Origin of the sequence: Corynebacterium sp. HMSC06C06, assembly GCF_001807295.1 — a bacterium.
GTDB lineage: Bacteria > Actinomycetota > Actinomycetes > Mycobacteriales > Mycobacteriaceae > Corynebacterium > Corynebacterium striatum.
This window is the reverse complement of sequence record NZ_KV788498.1, coordinates 1-15,385: the sequence shown is the minus strand read 5'-3', so window position 1 is coordinate 15,385 and position 15,385 is coordinate 1. Positions and strand designations below refer to the sequence as shown.

The window sequence follows — 15,385 nt, the reverse complement described above, 5'->3', positions numbered from 1 at the left end:
AAAGCTTAAACCTTAGTGGTGGTGGCCAGCTTCAGGCTTCTCGGTGGTGTAGCCCTCGGTGGACTTGGAGTCGCGATTGTACTCACCGGACTTCAGTGGGGAAGCGGAAACAGCAGCGTTTACCTCGATGGTGCCGTTGTTGAAGGTGAAGGTAACCGGGCGGAAACCTGCGTAGCCGTAGTCCTCGTTCTGCAGAGTGGTCTCAACGTACTGGACGTTCTTGTTCTTCTCGTCCTTCTTGAGCTCCTTGAGGTTAGCCGCGGAGTCAGCGATGATGGACTGGTCGCGAGCCATTGGCTTAACGGAGCCGAGGTCAACGTCCTGGCCATCGACGGAAACGGACTCGAGGGTGATATCAGAAACCTCGTAGCCCTGGTTAACAGCTACGAACTTCAGGGAGGTCTCGCCGGAGTCCGGTTCGACCTGAATGGTGACGTCGCGAACTGCGACTGCGCCGTCCTCGGTGGCAGCGGAGGAACCGTCGACAGCCGCAACCTTGTCGGAAGTCTGGGTAACGTGGCCTGCAGAGCAGGAAGCCAGCGCCAGCGCAGACAGGGCGGTTACGGAAATGATGGCACCGCGACGGGCGGCGGTCTTCAATGGCTGCACTTTGAGGGTCCTCCATAGATTGCGATCACAAAGCTTATCAACGCTTTAGCCTAGTACCTTTCCGTGCCGAGTACACAGTTTCGTGAAAACCAATTGGGTAGTAAGCGGGGTAATACGGGGGTAGACGTGGGCGTCGGCAAGCAGCTGTGCGGCGCGTGCTAAACTTGTTGCCCTGTATGTGTGCCGTTAGCGGCGCGAACATTTAATAAGGAGTGGCAATGGAATTTAAGGTCGGAGAGGTCGTCGTCTACCCGCACCACGGTGCTGCCAGGATTGCTGATATTGAGCAGCGCGAGATGGGTGGCGAGACCCTGGAGTACTTGGTGCTCCAGATCAATCAGTCTGACCTTGTGGTTCGCGTGCCTTCCAAGAACGTGGAGCTCGTCGGCGTTCGCGACGTCGTGGGTAAGGAAGGCCTCGAGAAGGTATTCTCCGTCCTGCGTGAAATCGACGTTGAAGAGGCCGGCAACTGGTCCCGCCGCTACAAGGCTAACCAGGAGCGCCTGGCTTCCGGCGACATCAACAAGGTTGCCGAGGTTGTTCGCGACCTGTGGCGCCGCGACCAGGACCGCGGTCTGTCCGCAGGTGAGAAGCGCATGCTGGCCAAGGCCCGTCAGATCCTCGTGGGCGAGCTCGCGTTGGCCTCCCCGGTCGATGAGAAGAAGGCCGACACCATGATGGAGGAAATCGACGCCACCATCGAGCGCCACCGCGCCGCGGGCATCGTGGAGGACAAGTCCATCACCACCGACATCGACAACGACATCGATCTCGATGACCTCTCCTTCGACGACGAAGACGAATAAGCCCGTTGTCGCTCTCATCGCGGCAGCAGGAATGGGCACTCGCCTCGGCGCGGAAGTGCCCAAGGCATACGTTGAACTCCAGGGACGCACGCTCCTGGAACGCTCCGTAGCAGCCATGGCGCACAGTGGCGTGGTCAAACGCGCGGTGGTCACCGTCTCCCCGGCGATGGAAGACACCGCGCGAACATTGCTTGCCGACGCCCCCTTGCCCATCACCTTCGTCCACGGCGGCGGCGAGCGCGCCGACTCCGTGTGGGCCGGCCTGCAAGCCATTGACGAAGAGGACGCCGTGGTGCTCATCCACGACGCCGCCCGCGCCCTGACCCCGCCAGCCATGATCGCGCGCGTGGCCCAGACCGTCCTTGACGGCGCTCCCGCCGTCATCCCGGTTCTGCCGGTTTCCGACACCATCAAGATCGTCGACGCCGAGCGTGTTGTCTCCACTCCGGATCGTTCCTCACTGCGCGCCGTGCAGACCCCGCAAGGCTTCGACTTGGCCACGCTGCGCGGCGCCAACGAAAAGTACTTCTCCGGGCAGCAGGAGTTCATCGCCACCGATGACGCCAGCCTCATGGAATGGTTCGGCGTGCCCGTGACCACCGTGCCGGGCGACCAGTTAGCGCTGAAAATCACCACGCCCATGGACCTCACCCTGGCCACCGCGATTCTCAAGGAGAACTCATGACCCAGCCGATCATCCCGCGCGTTGGCATCGCCACGGACGCTCACCAGATTGAGCCCGGCAAGCCCTGCTGGATCGCGGGCTTGCTCTTCGAAGGCGTGGACGGCTGCGAGGGCCACTCCGACGGCGATGTGGTGAGCCACGCGCTTGTCGACGCCCTCCTTTCCGCCTCCAACCTCGGTGACTTGGGTTCGTTTGTGGGTGTGGGTCGCAAAGAATACGACAATGTCTCCGGCGAGCGCCTGCTGCGCGAGTGCCGTGAGCTGCTCGAATCCCATGGCTTTGTCATCGGCAACGCCGCCGCTCAATTGGTGGGGCAGTCACCGAAGATGGGCCCGCGCCGTGAGGAAGCAGAGCGCGTGCTCAGTGAGATCTTGGGCGCCCCCGTCTCGGTTTCTGCCACCACCACCGACCACATGGGTTTCACCGGCCGCTCCGAGGGCCGTGCAGCCGTGGCCACTGCGGTGGTCTGGAAACAGTAATTCCCGGGTCGCCCCAGCGCGTTCCTGCGCCGCAGCCTCTCCTTTTGGCACATACCCAGCCCTAGAAATGCAGATTCCTGGTGAAAAGCGCGGCGTCGGAAAGCGTGGGAGAAAGTGAACAGGAGGTCTTGGTTTCCAGGGCTGGGTATTTGCCGGGAAAGGCGCGCGTGACCAACGTGACCCGTACGGTGCAGGAATTCCAGAATGCCGGCTACCAGGTCGTTGGCCTGGACGCCGGCGGCGAGCACACGCTCGACACCTACACCGGTGGCAAGGACCCTGTGGTCATCGTCATCGGTTCTGAGAGAAAGGGCATCTCCCGCTTGGTGCGCGAGAATTGCGACGTCATCGTGTCCATTCCGATGACCGCCTGGGTTGAGTCCTTGAACGCCTCCGTCGCCGCCGGTGCCGTGCTTTCGGAGTTCGCTCGTCGGCGTCGCGCGGCGAAGTAACAGGTAATTTGGAGGGCGTCGCGTTGTGCGGCGCCTTTTTGCTGTTTTACCCGGCCTGGTTTTAGCTTTTGGGCAAATACCCAGGCCTGGAAAACCAGACCTCCTGCTCGCATTTTCACGCGCTTGCCGACGCCCCGCAATCCACCAGAGAGCTGCGGATCGAGGCCTGGGTATTTGCGCGGAGTTGATGAATCTGCGAAAGGTAACTTTTGACACTTGAACCCAGTTTATGGGCAGCGTATATCTTTTAGCAGCGCGCGCTATAAGTTCGGATTCTTCTCAAGAAAGGAATGCTTATAAAAGTGAGCATGTCTAAGCGAGCAGTTTCAGTAACTCTCGCAGGTTTGTTGGCGTTGGGCGGTACAGGTGTCGCTGGGGCCACGATTGTAAATATCGATGGCGGCACGTGGGACTACGGTACGGGTAGTGGCCAGGTTTGGTCGCACTACTTTCACAATGGGGTGCGGCACGGTTCAACTGCTGTTGGTACCTTCAAGTCGGATAGCGGTTGCGTCAACAAAAACACTTGGTCACGAGCAACAGCTCCCAAGAAGTCCTCTGGAAATAAGTCCTACTACCGACACTGCTAAGGCTCGATGAAAACTTCAGTCAGACTACTAACCGTAGGGATTTTGCTCTCTACGGTTAGTAGCGCATTCATTGCCTTTGTCGGAGCCAGCCTCTTATCGACTCTGGATTACCGGCTTGGCAACGAGTTTGTCCAGATCGAAGACTTCGAACCTGACAGTCACACAGAAACACTGTTTCCTGAGCTTTCTGAATTTGCGGGAGACTCAGGATTTGACGTATCGGTTTATTACGCCTCGCTAGCTGATTCGGATGGTGAGCTGCGAATCTACTCCTCGGCTCTGCCTTCAGGTGCAGCTAACTTTGAGTCTCAAAAGTTTCAGAGAGGCGAAAAGTTTGTTTGGTATCCATTGTCGGAAATTCCGACTAAGGAACCGCGCCAAGTTTTTAACATTAAAGGATCAGAAAATGACGCTCGAGACCTAACGACATGGTTGGAGGAGCGCGGGTATTCCGTGATAGGGCTCCAGAACTTGACTTGGAGTTTCGTCATGACTTCGTCGCTGCCTTTGTTGGTCGCGGCTGCTTTTCTACTCGCGCTCGTGTTGGGTGGCGGGCACTGCCTAGTGCGGGCTCGCGAAATCGGCATTCACAGACTTTTGGGGCTAAAGCTATCGCAGACGCTAAGGCTTGATGTAACGCGGCTTGCCAAGCAAACATGGCTACCATTTTTTCTTGCGATCATTTTTATTGCGGCGGCATTGTATCTCTACAACGACTGGGCAGAAGCGACGTTGTTTTGGGCCTTTTTCGGCGTTTCTGTGTTGCTCCAATGGGTAGGTTTGGCGCTGGGCTATGTGCTCGGGCAGTTATTGGTTCGAAATATTTCGATCCCGCAGGCCATCAAAGGCAAGGTTCGGGCGCGTCCAATTACCTACGCACTGTATGCTGTCCGGCTATTGGCACTCTTGACGAGCCTGACGGCACTTTCACAGATGGTTGATACCGGTGCTGAGGTGTCCGCGCGAGAGGAATTGCAACCGTATTGGATCGGACATGCCAATGAGCAAGAGTTTGCCCTGAGCTCGAATATCACTCCGGATGAAAAAGAACAGGCTGCAGCTGCAGCGCCCTTGCGTCAGGCGGACCGCGAAGGAAAGCTACTCTTAGCGGATCCTTTTTGGCTTACCTGGCCGACTCAACTGGAAGCCCCGGTTATTCTCAGCAACCATCGGTTCGCCGTTCAAGCTGGTGTTGCCCCTTCTGAAGAAGACATAACCGTTTGTGCTCCTGTTGCCCTCAGTGAAGAATCCAAACAGACGATTATTGACTCTGTTGCATTTGAAGCCGAACTCGCGAAAAAGAAGGTTCCAAATTTTAACTGGAAAGAAGATTGTTCGCTTGGGCAAGTCTTTTCCTATGACGTTGAGCTGCGGCCAGTAATTAATGACCCCATTGTGGTTTCGTTACCAGTGGGGCTTGAAGCTATCGGTGACCGGAATTTACTCGCGAAAGCCTCGCAGAAAGTCCTCCTTGCCATCGAGCCAACTGTCGTTGGTGAGCTGAAAGATGGGACGGTGGGCAAGGTGCTCGCCACGGCACAACCGCATGCTGATTCCTGGCGATCGTCCCTTGAGGAAGCCAAAGAGCAATTCAGCCTTTGGTCGTTAAATACGGTCGTAGCGATATTACTGGTTTCCTTGTTAATCGTCGCGGGGCTTTTCAGTTTCCAGGTGGCGTTCCGGCGAGAGCTCTATGTTTCCTTCATTTGTGGGCGCAGCCCGTGGAAGATGTGCAGGAAGATTCTGCTGGCCGAGCTATTCTTTTTCGTTACCACCATCGGCTGGGTTTTGTATCGTTTGCGCGAGCATAAGGAACAACTGGAATCGCACTATCCATCAACGTGGTCGATGGGGTTTGAAAACAGGTGGTCCACGGCAACCGTTCTTGCTGTCGTCGCATTTTCGATCGTGTGGATGTGTATTTCAATCGGTTTGACCTGGTGGATTAGTGCGCGAAATCAAATGCGCTGGACAGACAGCGAAGGAAATTAGGATATGGAAATTCAGGTTGAAGACCTTCACTACAGTGTGAAGGGAAAAATGATTCTTTCCGGCTTTACGCGGTCTTTTGCGGCTGGCCGGGTGACTGCATTAACCGGTGTCTCCGGAAGTGGGAAAACCACCCTGTTGAACCTCTTGGGCGGTCTGATCTCGCCGGACAAAGGCTCAATCATGTGGGATGGAAACAACATTGCATCGCTATCGGCAGGTCGACTGCGCAAGTATCGACGCGAATGCGTTGGGTATCTCTTTCAAGACTACGGCTTGGTTCCTGACCTCACCGTTGTCGACAACGTGAAGCTCGCAGCCAGTAACGTTTCGCGCCGTGCTTTCGACGAGGCGCTAGACAGCGCTTTGGCGCAGGTTGGTTTACGCGGCTATGAAAAGCGTGTGGTCAGCGGCTTGTCTGGCGGCGAACAACAACGAGTAGCCTTGGCGAGGATCCTCGTTTCCAAGCCCAAAATCGTATTGGCGGACGAGCCAACCGGGGCGCTTGACGAGGACAATGCTCAGCTGGTTGTTGAACACCTCCGTGCTTTCGCTGACCAAGGCGCCGTTGTCGTCGTCGCGACGCATTCCAAGCATGTAGCCGACCAAGCAGACTGCGAGGTAACGCTTTAGTGTGGCGATTGAAATACTCGGATATGCCGTGTCTGCTCGCAGGCATCCGAGACGATGAGCAACCGATACTCGATGAGCTAAGACGCTACTTCCTCTGGACCCAGGTTGAATGTGCGTCCACTCAGAGGGAGCTGCTGAATGCATTGTCTCGCTCACAGGAGCAATTGCTGGTGTTGTGCGAGCGCAAAGACTCGGCGACCTGGGTATGGGATATACAAGAGTTAAAGAGCAGCGATTTCATTTACTTGGTGGATTATTCACAGCATTCGCGTGAGAAGCTTCAAAAGGCAATCAATTTGGGCGCGTCTGCATATTGTGTGGTTACCCGGGAAGCTCGATCCGGCCATGGGGGCCTTAAAATAAGTTGTTGCTTTGAAATAAACGGCGTAGCTGTTGGGACAATGCCTGAACCAGATATGCAGCGAAACCTCGAGCGACTATCCGCGATTCAGCTTCGAGTTTTAAACGGAATTATATGTGGGCACTCAAATTATGGCATCGCGGAGGAAACCCATCTTTCTGTGCCGATGATCAAGAAAATAGTTTCCCAGCTGCTCGACATATTTGCTGCAGAGAACAGAGTCCAGTTAGCCCTCAAAACCTTACCCGCTATGGGTTGAGCTGCCATCCTGTTGCAAATGCCCAGGGCTGGGTAAGTAGCGGGGAGGCGAGCCGCGGGGCTATAAGCCGAAGAAGTCCTCCACCACTTGGGCCGCGATGAAGCTATCGGTATTCGGGCCCAAGCGCGCGTCGAGCTCGTTGCCCGAGGGGATGACGTGGCCCACGCCTTCCATGGTCCACAGTTCGACGGGGTTGTCACCTTCCCAGGAATGCAAAGACACATCAGAAAACGGGCGGGTTACCTTGGCCTTAGAGCAACCGTTCATCGTGGCGAAGCGCTGCGCAGTCCACAACGCGGAAGTAACCTCGCCGCGGGAGCTATTGGCGAGGCCAGCTTGGCCGCCTTCATAAGGCGCTAGCGGATCCGCAGTGCCGTGCATCATGAGAATTGGGGTGGGCTTATAACCATCGGGATTAGACGGCGCATGGTTAGAGCCGCTGCCCATCGTCGATGCGAAGATGCAGGCGCCGTCGAGGAAGCCGGGGGCGTCGAAAAGCAGGCGAATTACCATCTGCCCACCGTTGGAATAACCGCATGCGTAGGTGCGCTGCGTGCCGTACTCGTGGTGGATTGTATCCACCACGTGCTGGAGGAACGCGACGTCGTCAATGCCAAGCTCACGGGCCTTGACCGGAAGCTCCGCGCGGGCGTCGTTGAAGTGCCTGTCCACGCCGTCGGGGTAGACAACCACCGTGCCGGTGCGGGCGGCGAGCTCATCAAAAGTACCGTTTGTAAAGCGCCGCATCACGCTGCCATTTTGCAGCGAACCGTGGAGGAAAAGCAGCAGGTTCGGGCCGGGATTTTCCGGCGCGACGACGGTGTATTTACGCTTTTGGCCCTGAAATTCCACGATGGTCATGGAACAAAAGTTTAGTCGGGGTGGGCGCAGGTTTCGTCGTGCGTGCTGGTGTGGTGGCTTTCGGCATCGCGGCGGCCCTCGAAGTGAGCTTTGGTGACGCGGGCGGCGGCGATGTCGTCGCGCACGGCACGGCGGTTGCGCAGCCAGCCCACGAGGCGGCAAACCAGGTAAATGACAAAAGAAATCGTGGTCACGAAGACCGAGACTGGCAAGCCTGGTGCTAGCGAGAGGATGAGGCCACCCACGGCGGCGACCTCGGCGAAAAGCGTGGACCACAGCACCGCGCGCACCGGCGAGGAGGTGATCTGCACTGCCGCTGCGCCCGGTGTAATCAGCAGCGCCATGACCAGCAGCGAACCGACAATCTGCACCGACTGCGCCGCGGTAAGGCCCACCAGAATGGCAAAGCCTACGGAGATAGCGCGCACCGGTACGCCGGCTGCCTGCGCCATGACCGAGTCGGCGGAAGCGAAAAGCAGCGGGCGCCAGAAGAGCAACACGACGCCCACGATGATGACGGTAGTCAGCGCCAGCAGCCACACCGAGGCTGCGGAAACACCCACGATCTGGCCGGTCAGCAGCGTCATCGCCGTATTGGAATTGCCCGGGTAGAGATGCAAAAACAGCACCGATAGACCAAGGCCAAAGCTCATCACCACGCCAATCGCGCTGTCTTGCTGGCTTTTCAGCCCCAACACCGCCAGGATGATGGCGGCCACGATGGCGCCCGCGATGGCACCGAAGCCTAAGTTAAATCCGAAAAGCAGGGCAGCCGAAGCGCCCATCAGGGCGAGCTCAGACGTCGCGTGCACTGAAAAGGACATCTGGCGCAGCACGATGAGTGAGGTCATCACACCAGAGAGGATGCCCAGCAGCGCGCAGGCCCACAGGGAAGACTGCACGAAATCGACGCCGAGCAGATACTGGGTGTCTTCGAAAAACTTATTAGACAACGATGAGTCTCCCATCGACCTCGATGACGTTGACCTTGGAACCATACAGCTCAGACAAGACATCCGAGCGCATAACCTCATCCACAGCGCCAAACATGTGGCCATGCGGGGCGATGTAGAGCACCTTGTCCACCACGCCTAGCACCGGGTTGATGCCGTGTGTCACGAACAACAAGGAGGTGCCGCGTTCTTTGCGCCAGCGGTCGAGCTTTTCCACGGTCGCTTGCTGGCGGGCAGGATCGAGCGAGAGTAATGGTTCGTCGGCAAGGATGAGCTGCGGGTCATTGGCCAGCGCCTGGGCCTGCCGGATGAGCTGTTGCTGACCGCCCGAAAGCTGCCCCACGCGGCGCTCGGCGATGCCGGTGGCACCCACCTCCGCGAGGAGTTCGTCGACGCGGGCGCGGGAGGGGCGTCGCTTAGCGATGGCCCCGTGTGCCAACGACAGTGAGACCAAATCCCGGGCGCGCATGGGAAGATCCTGCGGAAACATGCGCTGCTGCGGAATGAAACCAACCCGCGAATTGACGTCCACGCGCCCTCCGGTGAGCTGGCGCGTGCCCAGGATGGTGCCCAGCAAGGTGGACTTGCCCACGCCGTTTGGCCCCAAGACGGCGATGAATTCGCGCTTGTCGACGCCCAGGTTGAGCCCCGACCACAGCGGTTCCACGGCCGCTTCATGAAATTGAACCAGCACTAAGCCGCCTCGATGTGGTCCACGGCCTGCTCGTAGTAGTCGAGGAAGTTCGTGCCCTCTGGTGGGGTCTCACCGATTTCCACGATAGGGATGTGGCGCTCCTCGGCTGCTTTGTGGATGCGCGAGGAGATATCGGTCTCGGTCTGTGGGTTATAAATCAGCAGGTCCACCTTGCCGTCCTTGACGGTCTGCAGAAAGCGCGCCAGGTCCGCCGCGGTTGGCTCGCCCTCGGACACAGTAGCTTTGCGGAAGCCCTCCGGCGTCACGTCCAAGGCAGGGGTGTACTTCATGATGTAGTCCGCGATCGGCTCGGTCTGCGCATAGTTGAGCTTCGGCAGCTTCTCGACACGCTCCTTAATGTCCTCGACGCGCTCCAGCAGCGGATCAGCAGAGGCTTTGGCCTCTGGGTTTTCCTCGTTTACGAGGTCAGCGACCTCGGTGGCGACCTTCTCGATGGCGGCAGCGTCGTACCAGACGTGCTCATTGCCCTCGATGTTGGTGACCTTGGAGGGCTCCTTCTTGGCGATGTCCTTGGCCTCTGCCGCGGTGACCACGTCGGGCTGCTCGTCAAGCTTGCCGTGATCAGTTAGCGGCAGCGCGTGGATGATCTCGTCCTGGTTCTTTACTGCCTGGTAAAGCCAGGAATCGTATCCGCCGCCACCGACGATGAGGACGTCGGCCTCGTTGGCCTTGGCGATGTCTGCCGCGGTGGGCTCGAAGTGGTGCGGGTCGATGCCGTTGCCCTTGACGATTGGCTCGACCTCAATCTTGACGTCTTGCCCCTGTGCGGAGTCGATGACTTCCTGGGCCACATCTGCCCAGATGGAGGTGGAGGCGACGACCTTGATGGTGTCCTCGTCGGCGCTATCGGTGCTGGAGCAACCGGCCAGGGTGAGGCTGCCTGCACACAGGAGAGCGGCGGGCGCAGCCAGGGATTTAAGGGAAAAACTCATGCCCTCTAGTTTGCGTTTGTTGAAAATTGTTGTCAAACGGAAATGTATTGAAAATCCGCTCGCTAAAGACCTTGCCTGAAACGCGAAACGCAGAGGTGAACAGGGTAGGGTAGCCAGCATGGTAAAACGCAGCCAGAATCGGAAAACGCTAGCCTCGCTGGCTGCTGAATTGGGTGTTTCGCGTACCACCGTTTCCAATGCATATAATCGCCCAGACCAGCTGGCCCCAGCCACGCGCGAACGCATTCTCTCCGCGGCCGCAGCCCACGGCTACACGGGCCCCGACCCCACCGCGCGCAGCCTGCGCACCCGCCGCGCGGGCTCCACGGGGGTCCTCCTGACCGAGCACTTGTCCTACGCCTTCGAGGACGCCGCCTCCGTTGATTTTCTAGCCGGCATGGCAGAGGCATCCACGGGTGCCGCGACCACCCTAACTCTGATTCCCGCAGGGCCCGACGCCCCTTCCGACGACGCTGCCGCCCTCCTCACCCGCGCCGCCGTGGATGGCTTCGTTATCTACTCGGTCTCGTCCGAATCCGTGGAAGCGGCGCGAACGCGTGGTCTTCCGCTGGTGGTCTGCGATCAGCCCAAGGACTCTGGCCTTCCCTTCGTGGGCATCGATGACCGAGAGGCAATCAAACCCGCCGCCCGCGCGTTGCTCGCGGCCGGCCATCGCCGCATTGGCATCCTGTGCATTCGTCTCCACCACGAGCGCATCGATGGTTTCGTGAGCCCGGAGCAGGTCGAACGCGCAGACATGCACGTCCAGCGCGACCGCGTGCTGGGCGCTCTCGATGTATTTGCACAGGCAGGCATTGGCGAGATTCCCATTGTCACCCGCCACATCAACGATGCGAGCACCGCGCGCGCTGCCGCGGAAGAGCTGCTTGCCGCGCGCCCTGAGCTGACCGCCGTGCTGTGCACCACCGACTCGATGGCGCTCGGCGTGCTCGGTGTCTTGCGCGATGCTGGCCTCGCGGCACCGAAAGACCTCTCCGTGACGGGGTTTGACGGCATCACCACCGCCTTGCTGGCGGGGCTTACTACCGTGGTCCAGCCGAATAAAGCCAAAGGCGCGGCGGCAGGCCACATGTTGGCCGAGCATATCGACGCCGCGCTTTCCGAGACTGCCCCAGCACACGACCATAAGCTGCTGCCCACTCGCTTCAACGAGGGGACCACGGTGGGCTCGCCGCGCGAGCAGCATTTATTGGATTGGCGGCGCTAGTCGGCACACTTTGCCAAATATTGCGCCAAAACTTGCCGAAATCAGCGCCTTGTTTGGCAAAATGTACCGCGCTTGCTCCGTTTACCGCGCTTGCCCCGTTCACCGCGCATCACGCTTAAGCGCCGAGGTGAACCGCGCGGGCCGCGGCGAGCTCCTCCAAGAAATCAGACACAGCCGCAATATCCGGAACGCGGTGTGCGGCTAGCGTCTCGCCCTCGCCAACCTTCACGCCCAGGTCTGGCGGCTGATTCAAAACCGCGAATCCGTCTTCATCGGTGACGTCATCTCCCAGGAAGACGGTGGCGGTGGCGCCGACGCGCTCGCGCAGCTCGGAAATCCATGAGCCCTTCGTGGCCTGGGTAGCGGAGAACTCGATGACAGACTTGCCGGCAGTCATGGGGAAACCGGCTGGGTCGAGTGCGCGGCAAGCAGCGTAGGCCTCGGCGGCTAGCTCCGGGTCGCTGAGCTCTAGGCGGCGCAGGTGGAACACGCGCTGGAAAGGCTTAATCTCAATTTCTGCGCCAGGAAAGCGCTCCATCAGCTCACGGATTTCTGCTTCCTTGCGGTCCAAGTGCGCCTGGGCTTCCGGCGAAAGGGAAGAGTCCTGCCACGAGGACTCCGCGCCGTGGGAGCCGCCCAACAGAACCGGCTCGCGCAGCGGGAAGACGCGCTTTAGCCCTTCCAAGTGGCGCCCAGAAAGCGCCGCCACCGTGGTATCCGGCAGCTGCGCCAGACGCTCCAGGGCAGCCAACGACCGCGGCTCGGCGTGAACCGCATAGATGTCATTGGCAAAACCGGCGAGGGTGCCATCAAAGTCAGAAACTACGGCCAGATGCTTGGTTGCTGCGAGCTTTTCAATCATGCCCTCATCCTAAAACAGCCCTAAAGCGAGACCATGCGAATAGCGGGGGAGTCCACCTCGGCGGTATCCAGAGTCAGCACCAGCTGATTATTCGGGTTTAGCCGAACCTCAAAATCATGGTCTTCCGCCAGCAGATTGCGTAGCAGATTATCCGCCCACAGTGCGGAGCCGGTGCAATCGTCGGGACGGGTATCCATTCGCACCTTATCGATGTGCATGGTGTCCGCGTCGCGGATATTGGCGGCATCCTCGGCCTCGCTGTAGGAGACCTTGGCTTGGAACGGCGCACAGCCAGTAGAGCCCACAATGGAGGATTCGCCGAAACTCATTTGTGGCACCGCCTTCGCGGTCTGCGGAATCGCAGAAGGCTCATCCGGCTTGGTGTAGATAGCCACTACTTGCCAGTCCTTGCCCACGATTCTCTCGTCACCGCGTGGCTGCGGCCCTTCATCCTCGGAGCCGCAGGCGCTAAGTGTCATTGATGCGGCGAGAAGTGCCGCTGTAATTACTCGCTTCACTTGTTCTTCGCTGCTTTCTCTAGGGCGCTCAAAAAGGCGCGCGACCATACATCCACGTCGTGTTGGACCACCTGCGCGTGCAGGTCGAGCATGTGCTGGCGCATGGTGTCGGGTGAATCATCAAGCGCCTTCAATGCGCTGAGCAGGGCGCGTTTGATGGACTCTATGTCGAAAGGGTTGCATAGGTTGGCCTGCTTGAGCTCCGCGGCGGCGCCGGCAAACTCGGAGAGCACCAATGCACCGCGGCCGTCGTCGTGGCAGGTCACATACTCCTTGGCCACCAGGTTCATGCCGTCTTTGAAAGGGGTGACCAGCATGACGTCGGCAAGCCGGTAGTACTTGCGCAGCATGTCCTTGTCCACCGCGCGGTGCACGTAGTGGACCACTGGCCGCCCAATCTGGCCGAAGCGCCCATTGATGCGGCCTACGGCTTCCTCGACCTGCGAGCGGGTCACGCGGTAATGGTCGATGCGCTCGCGCGAAGGCGTGGCAATCTGTACCAGCGTAACCTCGCTCGGATCCAGCGCCTGCGACTCCAGCAGCTCCTCGAAAGCTTTGAGGCGCTGCAGGATTCCCTTGGTGTAGTCCAGCCTGTCGACGCCCAAAATGACGCGGTGGTGGCCGCCGAATTCCGCACGCAGCTTGGCGACGTCGCGGTCCTCCGCCTTACTGAACCGCGTCATGTCGGAGGACTTGATGGAGATCGGGAACGCGCCCACGCCAACGGTGCGGCCATCGACCTTGATGCCGGCAGTGATGTCGCGCGTGCTGACCTCGCCCGTGACCTCTAAGCCGAGGCGAGTGGCCAGCTCTAAGAAGTTACGGGCATTGGATTCGAGGTGGAATCCGATGACATCGGCGCCCATCAACCCGCGGACGACCTCTTCGCGCCATGGCAGTTGCAGGAAGAGATCTGCGGAAGGGAATGGGATATGCAGGAAGAAGCCGATGGTGAGATCAGGGCGTAGTTGGCGCAGAATGCCTGGCAGCAGCTGCAGCTGATAGTCCTGTACCCACACCGTGGCGTTGGGTGCTGCGACCTTGGCTACTTCTTCGGCAAAGCGCAGGTTGACCTCGCGATAGGAGTACCACCACTCGCGCTTGTACTGCGGGGTGACGATGAGGTCGTGGTAGAGCGGCCACAGGGTGGCGTTAGAAAAGCCCTCGTAGAAGCCCTCGTAATCCACGTCGGTCAGCTTGACCGGGTGCAGCAGCACACCGTTTTCGGTGTGGAAGGGTTCCGGGGCGTCGTTTGTGATGCCTGGCCAGCCCACCCAGCAGCCTTGCTCGGCCTCCAGCACTGGCGACAAAGCAGTAACCAAGCCGCCAGGCGAGGCCTTCCAGGTGCGGGTGCCGTCCGGTTGGATCTCCAGATCCACGGGGAGGCGGTTGGCCACCACCACGAAGGAATTGTCGTGGCCAGACATTGTTCTTAGGCCTTCTTCGTGGTCTTCTTAGAAGCCTTCTTGGCGGTCTTCTTTGTGGACTTCTTGGTCGACTTCTTCGTTGCCTTCTTGGTGGTCTTCTTAGAAGATTTCTTGGTTGCCTTCTTCGAGGACTTCTTAGAAGCCTTCTTTGGTGCAGCGTCTTCCTGCTCTGCGAGGACCTTCTTGTGTACCAAGCCATCTGGCTCGACGCCGAGCATGGACATCAAGGTCACGCCATCGAGGAAGTCCTCAGCATAAGTAGCGACGATGCGGCGCGCAGCGCGGGCGGTCTCCTCCTCGACTGCATTGTTCTGGTCTGCAGCGGGCTGAGTGTCAGTGACCTTTGGTGGCACGAAGTCCTCCTGAACGAGTTGTGAAAGCTTTCAGACCGCATATTCTACGCCATGCGGCCGTGCGGTGCGGATTCGGGGCTATGTGCGCAGAGATCTATTTTGTGGGCCTGGGTTATGGCGCCGGGCACGGCGAGGATTTCGCCCTAACTGCCAAATCGGTGCCGTGCAGGGAAGGCGAGTTCAGGTGGTGAATGCATCTATACAGCTAGGAGGTTGTGTAGATGTCAAGTGATAAGAGGCTGTGTGAGCGGTACGTGGAGGCGTATCTGCATGATGCGCGTCCGATGTCGGTGATCCTGAAGGAGTTGGGGGTCTCGAAGGCTACGGCGAAGGTGTGGCGTCAGGCTGAGGGCCTTAGCCGTGGTCAGCGTCAGCGGAGTCTGACTGAGAATAAATTCAAAGATCAGTACCAAAAGGTCGTTGCTCTTGTAGAAAGCGGCCAGTCTGCGCATAGCGCACTGAAAGAGACTGGTTTCCCACAGACTGCTTACCGATACCTTGCCCAAGACGGTATCGAACTCGCTAATACCAGTCGCGGTGGAGCCATACAACGCGAGCGGGATCGCATCGCTAAAGCTTTGAAACTTGTTGACGCTGGAAAAAGCTATAAACAGGCTGGCCAGGTGGTTGATCGCTGCGGGGCCCGACCCCCGGAAAGTGGACACATCGGGGG

17 protein-coding genes and 1 pseudogene are annotated in these 15,385 nt (G+C 59.0%); 8 read left to right on the top strand and 10 right to left on the bottom strand.

Features of this window, described 5'->3' with window-relative positions:
• Positions 1–12: 12 nt before the first annotated feature.
• Entirely contained in the window at positions 13–609 is a 597-nt protein-coding gene (locus HMPREF3153_RS07815) for a hypothetical protein (RefSeq protein WP_049147057.1), read from the bottom strand.
• Positions 610–827: 218 nt separating this feature from the next.
• On the opposite strand from HMPREF3153_RS07815, the gene HMPREF3153_RS07810 reads away from it, so the two are divergent.
• From HMPREF3153_RS07810 to ccmA, 7 genes and pseudogenes are all read left to right on the top strand, one after another.
• On the top strand, positions 828–1,415 hold the full coding sequence (locus HMPREF3153_RS07810; protein WP_046646059.1) for a CarD family transcriptional regulator: 588 nt from the start codon (positions 828–830) through the stop codon (positions 1,413–1,415).
• Entirely contained in the window at positions 1,384–2,100 is a 717-nt protein-coding gene (gene ispD / locus HMPREF3153_RS07805; RefSeq protein WP_046646058.1) for a 2-C-methyl-D-erythritol 4-phosphate cytidylyltransferase, read from the top strand. Before HMPREF3153_RS07810 ends, ispD begins: the two co-directional genes overlap by 32 nt.
• On the top strand, positions 2,097–2,579 hold the full coding sequence (ispF, locus tag HMPREF3153_RS07800; protein WP_046646057.1) for a 2-C-methyl-D-erythritol 2,4-cyclodiphosphate synthase: 483 nt from the start codon (positions 2,097–2,099) through the stop codon (positions 2,577–2,579). The genes ispD and ispF overlap by 4 nt, the downstream gene beginning before the upstream one ends.
• Positions 2,580–2,719: 140 nt before the next feature.
• Positions 2,720–3,031, top strand: a pseudogene (locus HMPREF3153_RS07795) (TrmH family RNA methyltransferase); the annotation flags it as partial.
• Positions 3,032–3,339: 308 nt separating this feature from the next.
• The gene (locus HMPREF3153_RS12470; protein WP_101504633.1) at positions 3,340–3,621 is read left to right on the top strand and encodes a lactococcin 972 family bacteriocin; all 282 of its coding nucleotides are present in this window, start codon (positions 3,340–3,342) and stop codon (positions 3,619–3,621) included.
• 6 nt (positions 3,622–3,627) lie between these two features.
• On the top strand, positions 3,628–5,613 hold the full coding sequence (locus tag HMPREF3153_RS07790; protein WP_005529897.1) for a hypothetical protein: 1,986 nt from the start codon (positions 3,628–3,630) through the stop codon (positions 5,611–5,613).
• Between the two features lie 3 nt (positions 5,614–5,616).
• Positions 5,617–6,243: a heme ABC exporter ATP-binding protein CcmA gene (ccmA, locus tag HMPREF3153_RS07785; protein ID WP_005529899.1), complete on the top strand. Its 627-nt coding sequence runs from the start codon at positions 5,617–5,619 to the stop codon at positions 6,241–6,243.
• A gap of 680 nt (positions 6,244–6,923) precedes the next feature.
• On the opposite strand, the gene HMPREF3153_RS07775 is transcribed toward ccmA, so the two are convergent.
• From HMPREF3153_RS07775 to HMPREF3153_RS07760, 4 genes are read right to left on the bottom strand one after another with little or no spacing between them, the layout of a single operon-like run.
• Positions 6,924–7,724 carry a CE1 family esterase gene (locus HMPREF3153_RS07775; RefSeq protein ID WP_070420503.1) on the bottom strand — a complete coding sequence of 267 codons (801 nt, stop codon included), beginning with the start codon at positions 7,722–7,724 and terminating at the stop codon, positions 6,924–6,926.
• Between the two features lie 11 nt (positions 7,725–7,735).
• A complete protein-coding gene (locus HMPREF3153_RS07770) occupies positions 7,736–8,692 on the bottom strand; it encodes a metal ABC transporter permease (protein WP_100619017.1) in 957 nt (318 codons plus the stop codon).
• Positions 8,670–9,371, bottom strand: coding sequence for a metal ABC transporter ATP-binding protein (locus HMPREF3153_RS07765; protein ID WP_049063235.1), 702 nt, complete (start codon positions 9,369–9,371; stop codon positions 8,670–8,672). Before HMPREF3153_RS07765 ends, HMPREF3153_RS07770 begins: the two co-directional genes overlap by 23 nt.
• Positions 9,371–10,324 carry a metal ABC transporter solute-binding protein, Zn/Mn family gene (locus HMPREF3153_RS07760; RefSeq protein WP_070420502.1) on the bottom strand — a complete coding sequence of 318 codons (954 nt, stop codon included), beginning with the start codon at positions 10,322–10,324 and terminating at the stop codon, positions 9,371–9,373. The genes HMPREF3153_RS07765 and HMPREF3153_RS07760 overlap by 1 nt, the downstream gene beginning before the upstream one ends.
• Positions 10,325–10,442: 118 nt before the next feature.
• Between HMPREF3153_RS07760 and HMPREF3153_RS07755 the strand changes: the two genes are divergently transcribed.
• Entirely contained in the window at positions 10,443–11,552 is a 1,110-nt protein-coding gene (locus HMPREF3153_RS07755) for a LacI family DNA-binding transcriptional regulator (RefSeq protein ID WP_049063233.1), read from the top strand.
• Between the two features lie 115 nt (positions 11,553–11,667).
• Here the strand turns inward: HMPREF3153_RS07755 and otsB are convergent, their stop codons facing one another.
• The 5 genes from otsB to HMPREF3153_RS12865 form a co-directional block, all read right to left on the bottom strand.
• Entirely contained in the window at positions 11,668–12,414 is a 747-nt protein-coding gene (gene otsB, locus HMPREF3153_RS07750; RefSeq protein WP_049063232.1) for a trehalose-phosphatase, read from the bottom strand.
• A 20-nt stretch (positions 12,415–12,434) separates the two neighbouring features.
• Complete coding sequence (locus HMPREF3153_RS07745; RefSeq protein ID WP_239662593.1) at positions 12,435–12,932, bottom strand: metal ABC transporter substrate-binding protein; 498 nt, start codon at positions 12,930–12,932, stop codon at positions 12,435–12,437.
• Positions 12,929–14,359, bottom strand: coding sequence for an alpha,alpha-trehalose-phosphate synthase (UDP-forming) (locus tag HMPREF3153_RS07740; RefSeq protein WP_049063231.1), 1,431 nt, complete (start codon positions 14,357–14,359; stop codon positions 12,929–12,931). Before HMPREF3153_RS07740 ends, HMPREF3153_RS07745 begins: the two co-directional genes overlap by 4 nt.
• A gap of 5 nt (positions 14,360–14,364) precedes the next feature.
• Positions 14,365–14,712, bottom strand: a complete 348-nt coding sequence (locus HMPREF3153_RS07735; RefSeq protein ID WP_049063230.1) for a hypothetical protein — start codon at positions 14,710–14,712, stop codon at positions 14,365–14,367.
• A 224-nt stretch (positions 14,713–14,936) separates the two neighbouring features.
• A partial coding sequence (locus tag HMPREF3153_RS12865; protein ID WP_210383009.1) for a hypothetical protein occupies positions 14,937–15,385 on the bottom strand: 449 nt, incomplete at its 5' end.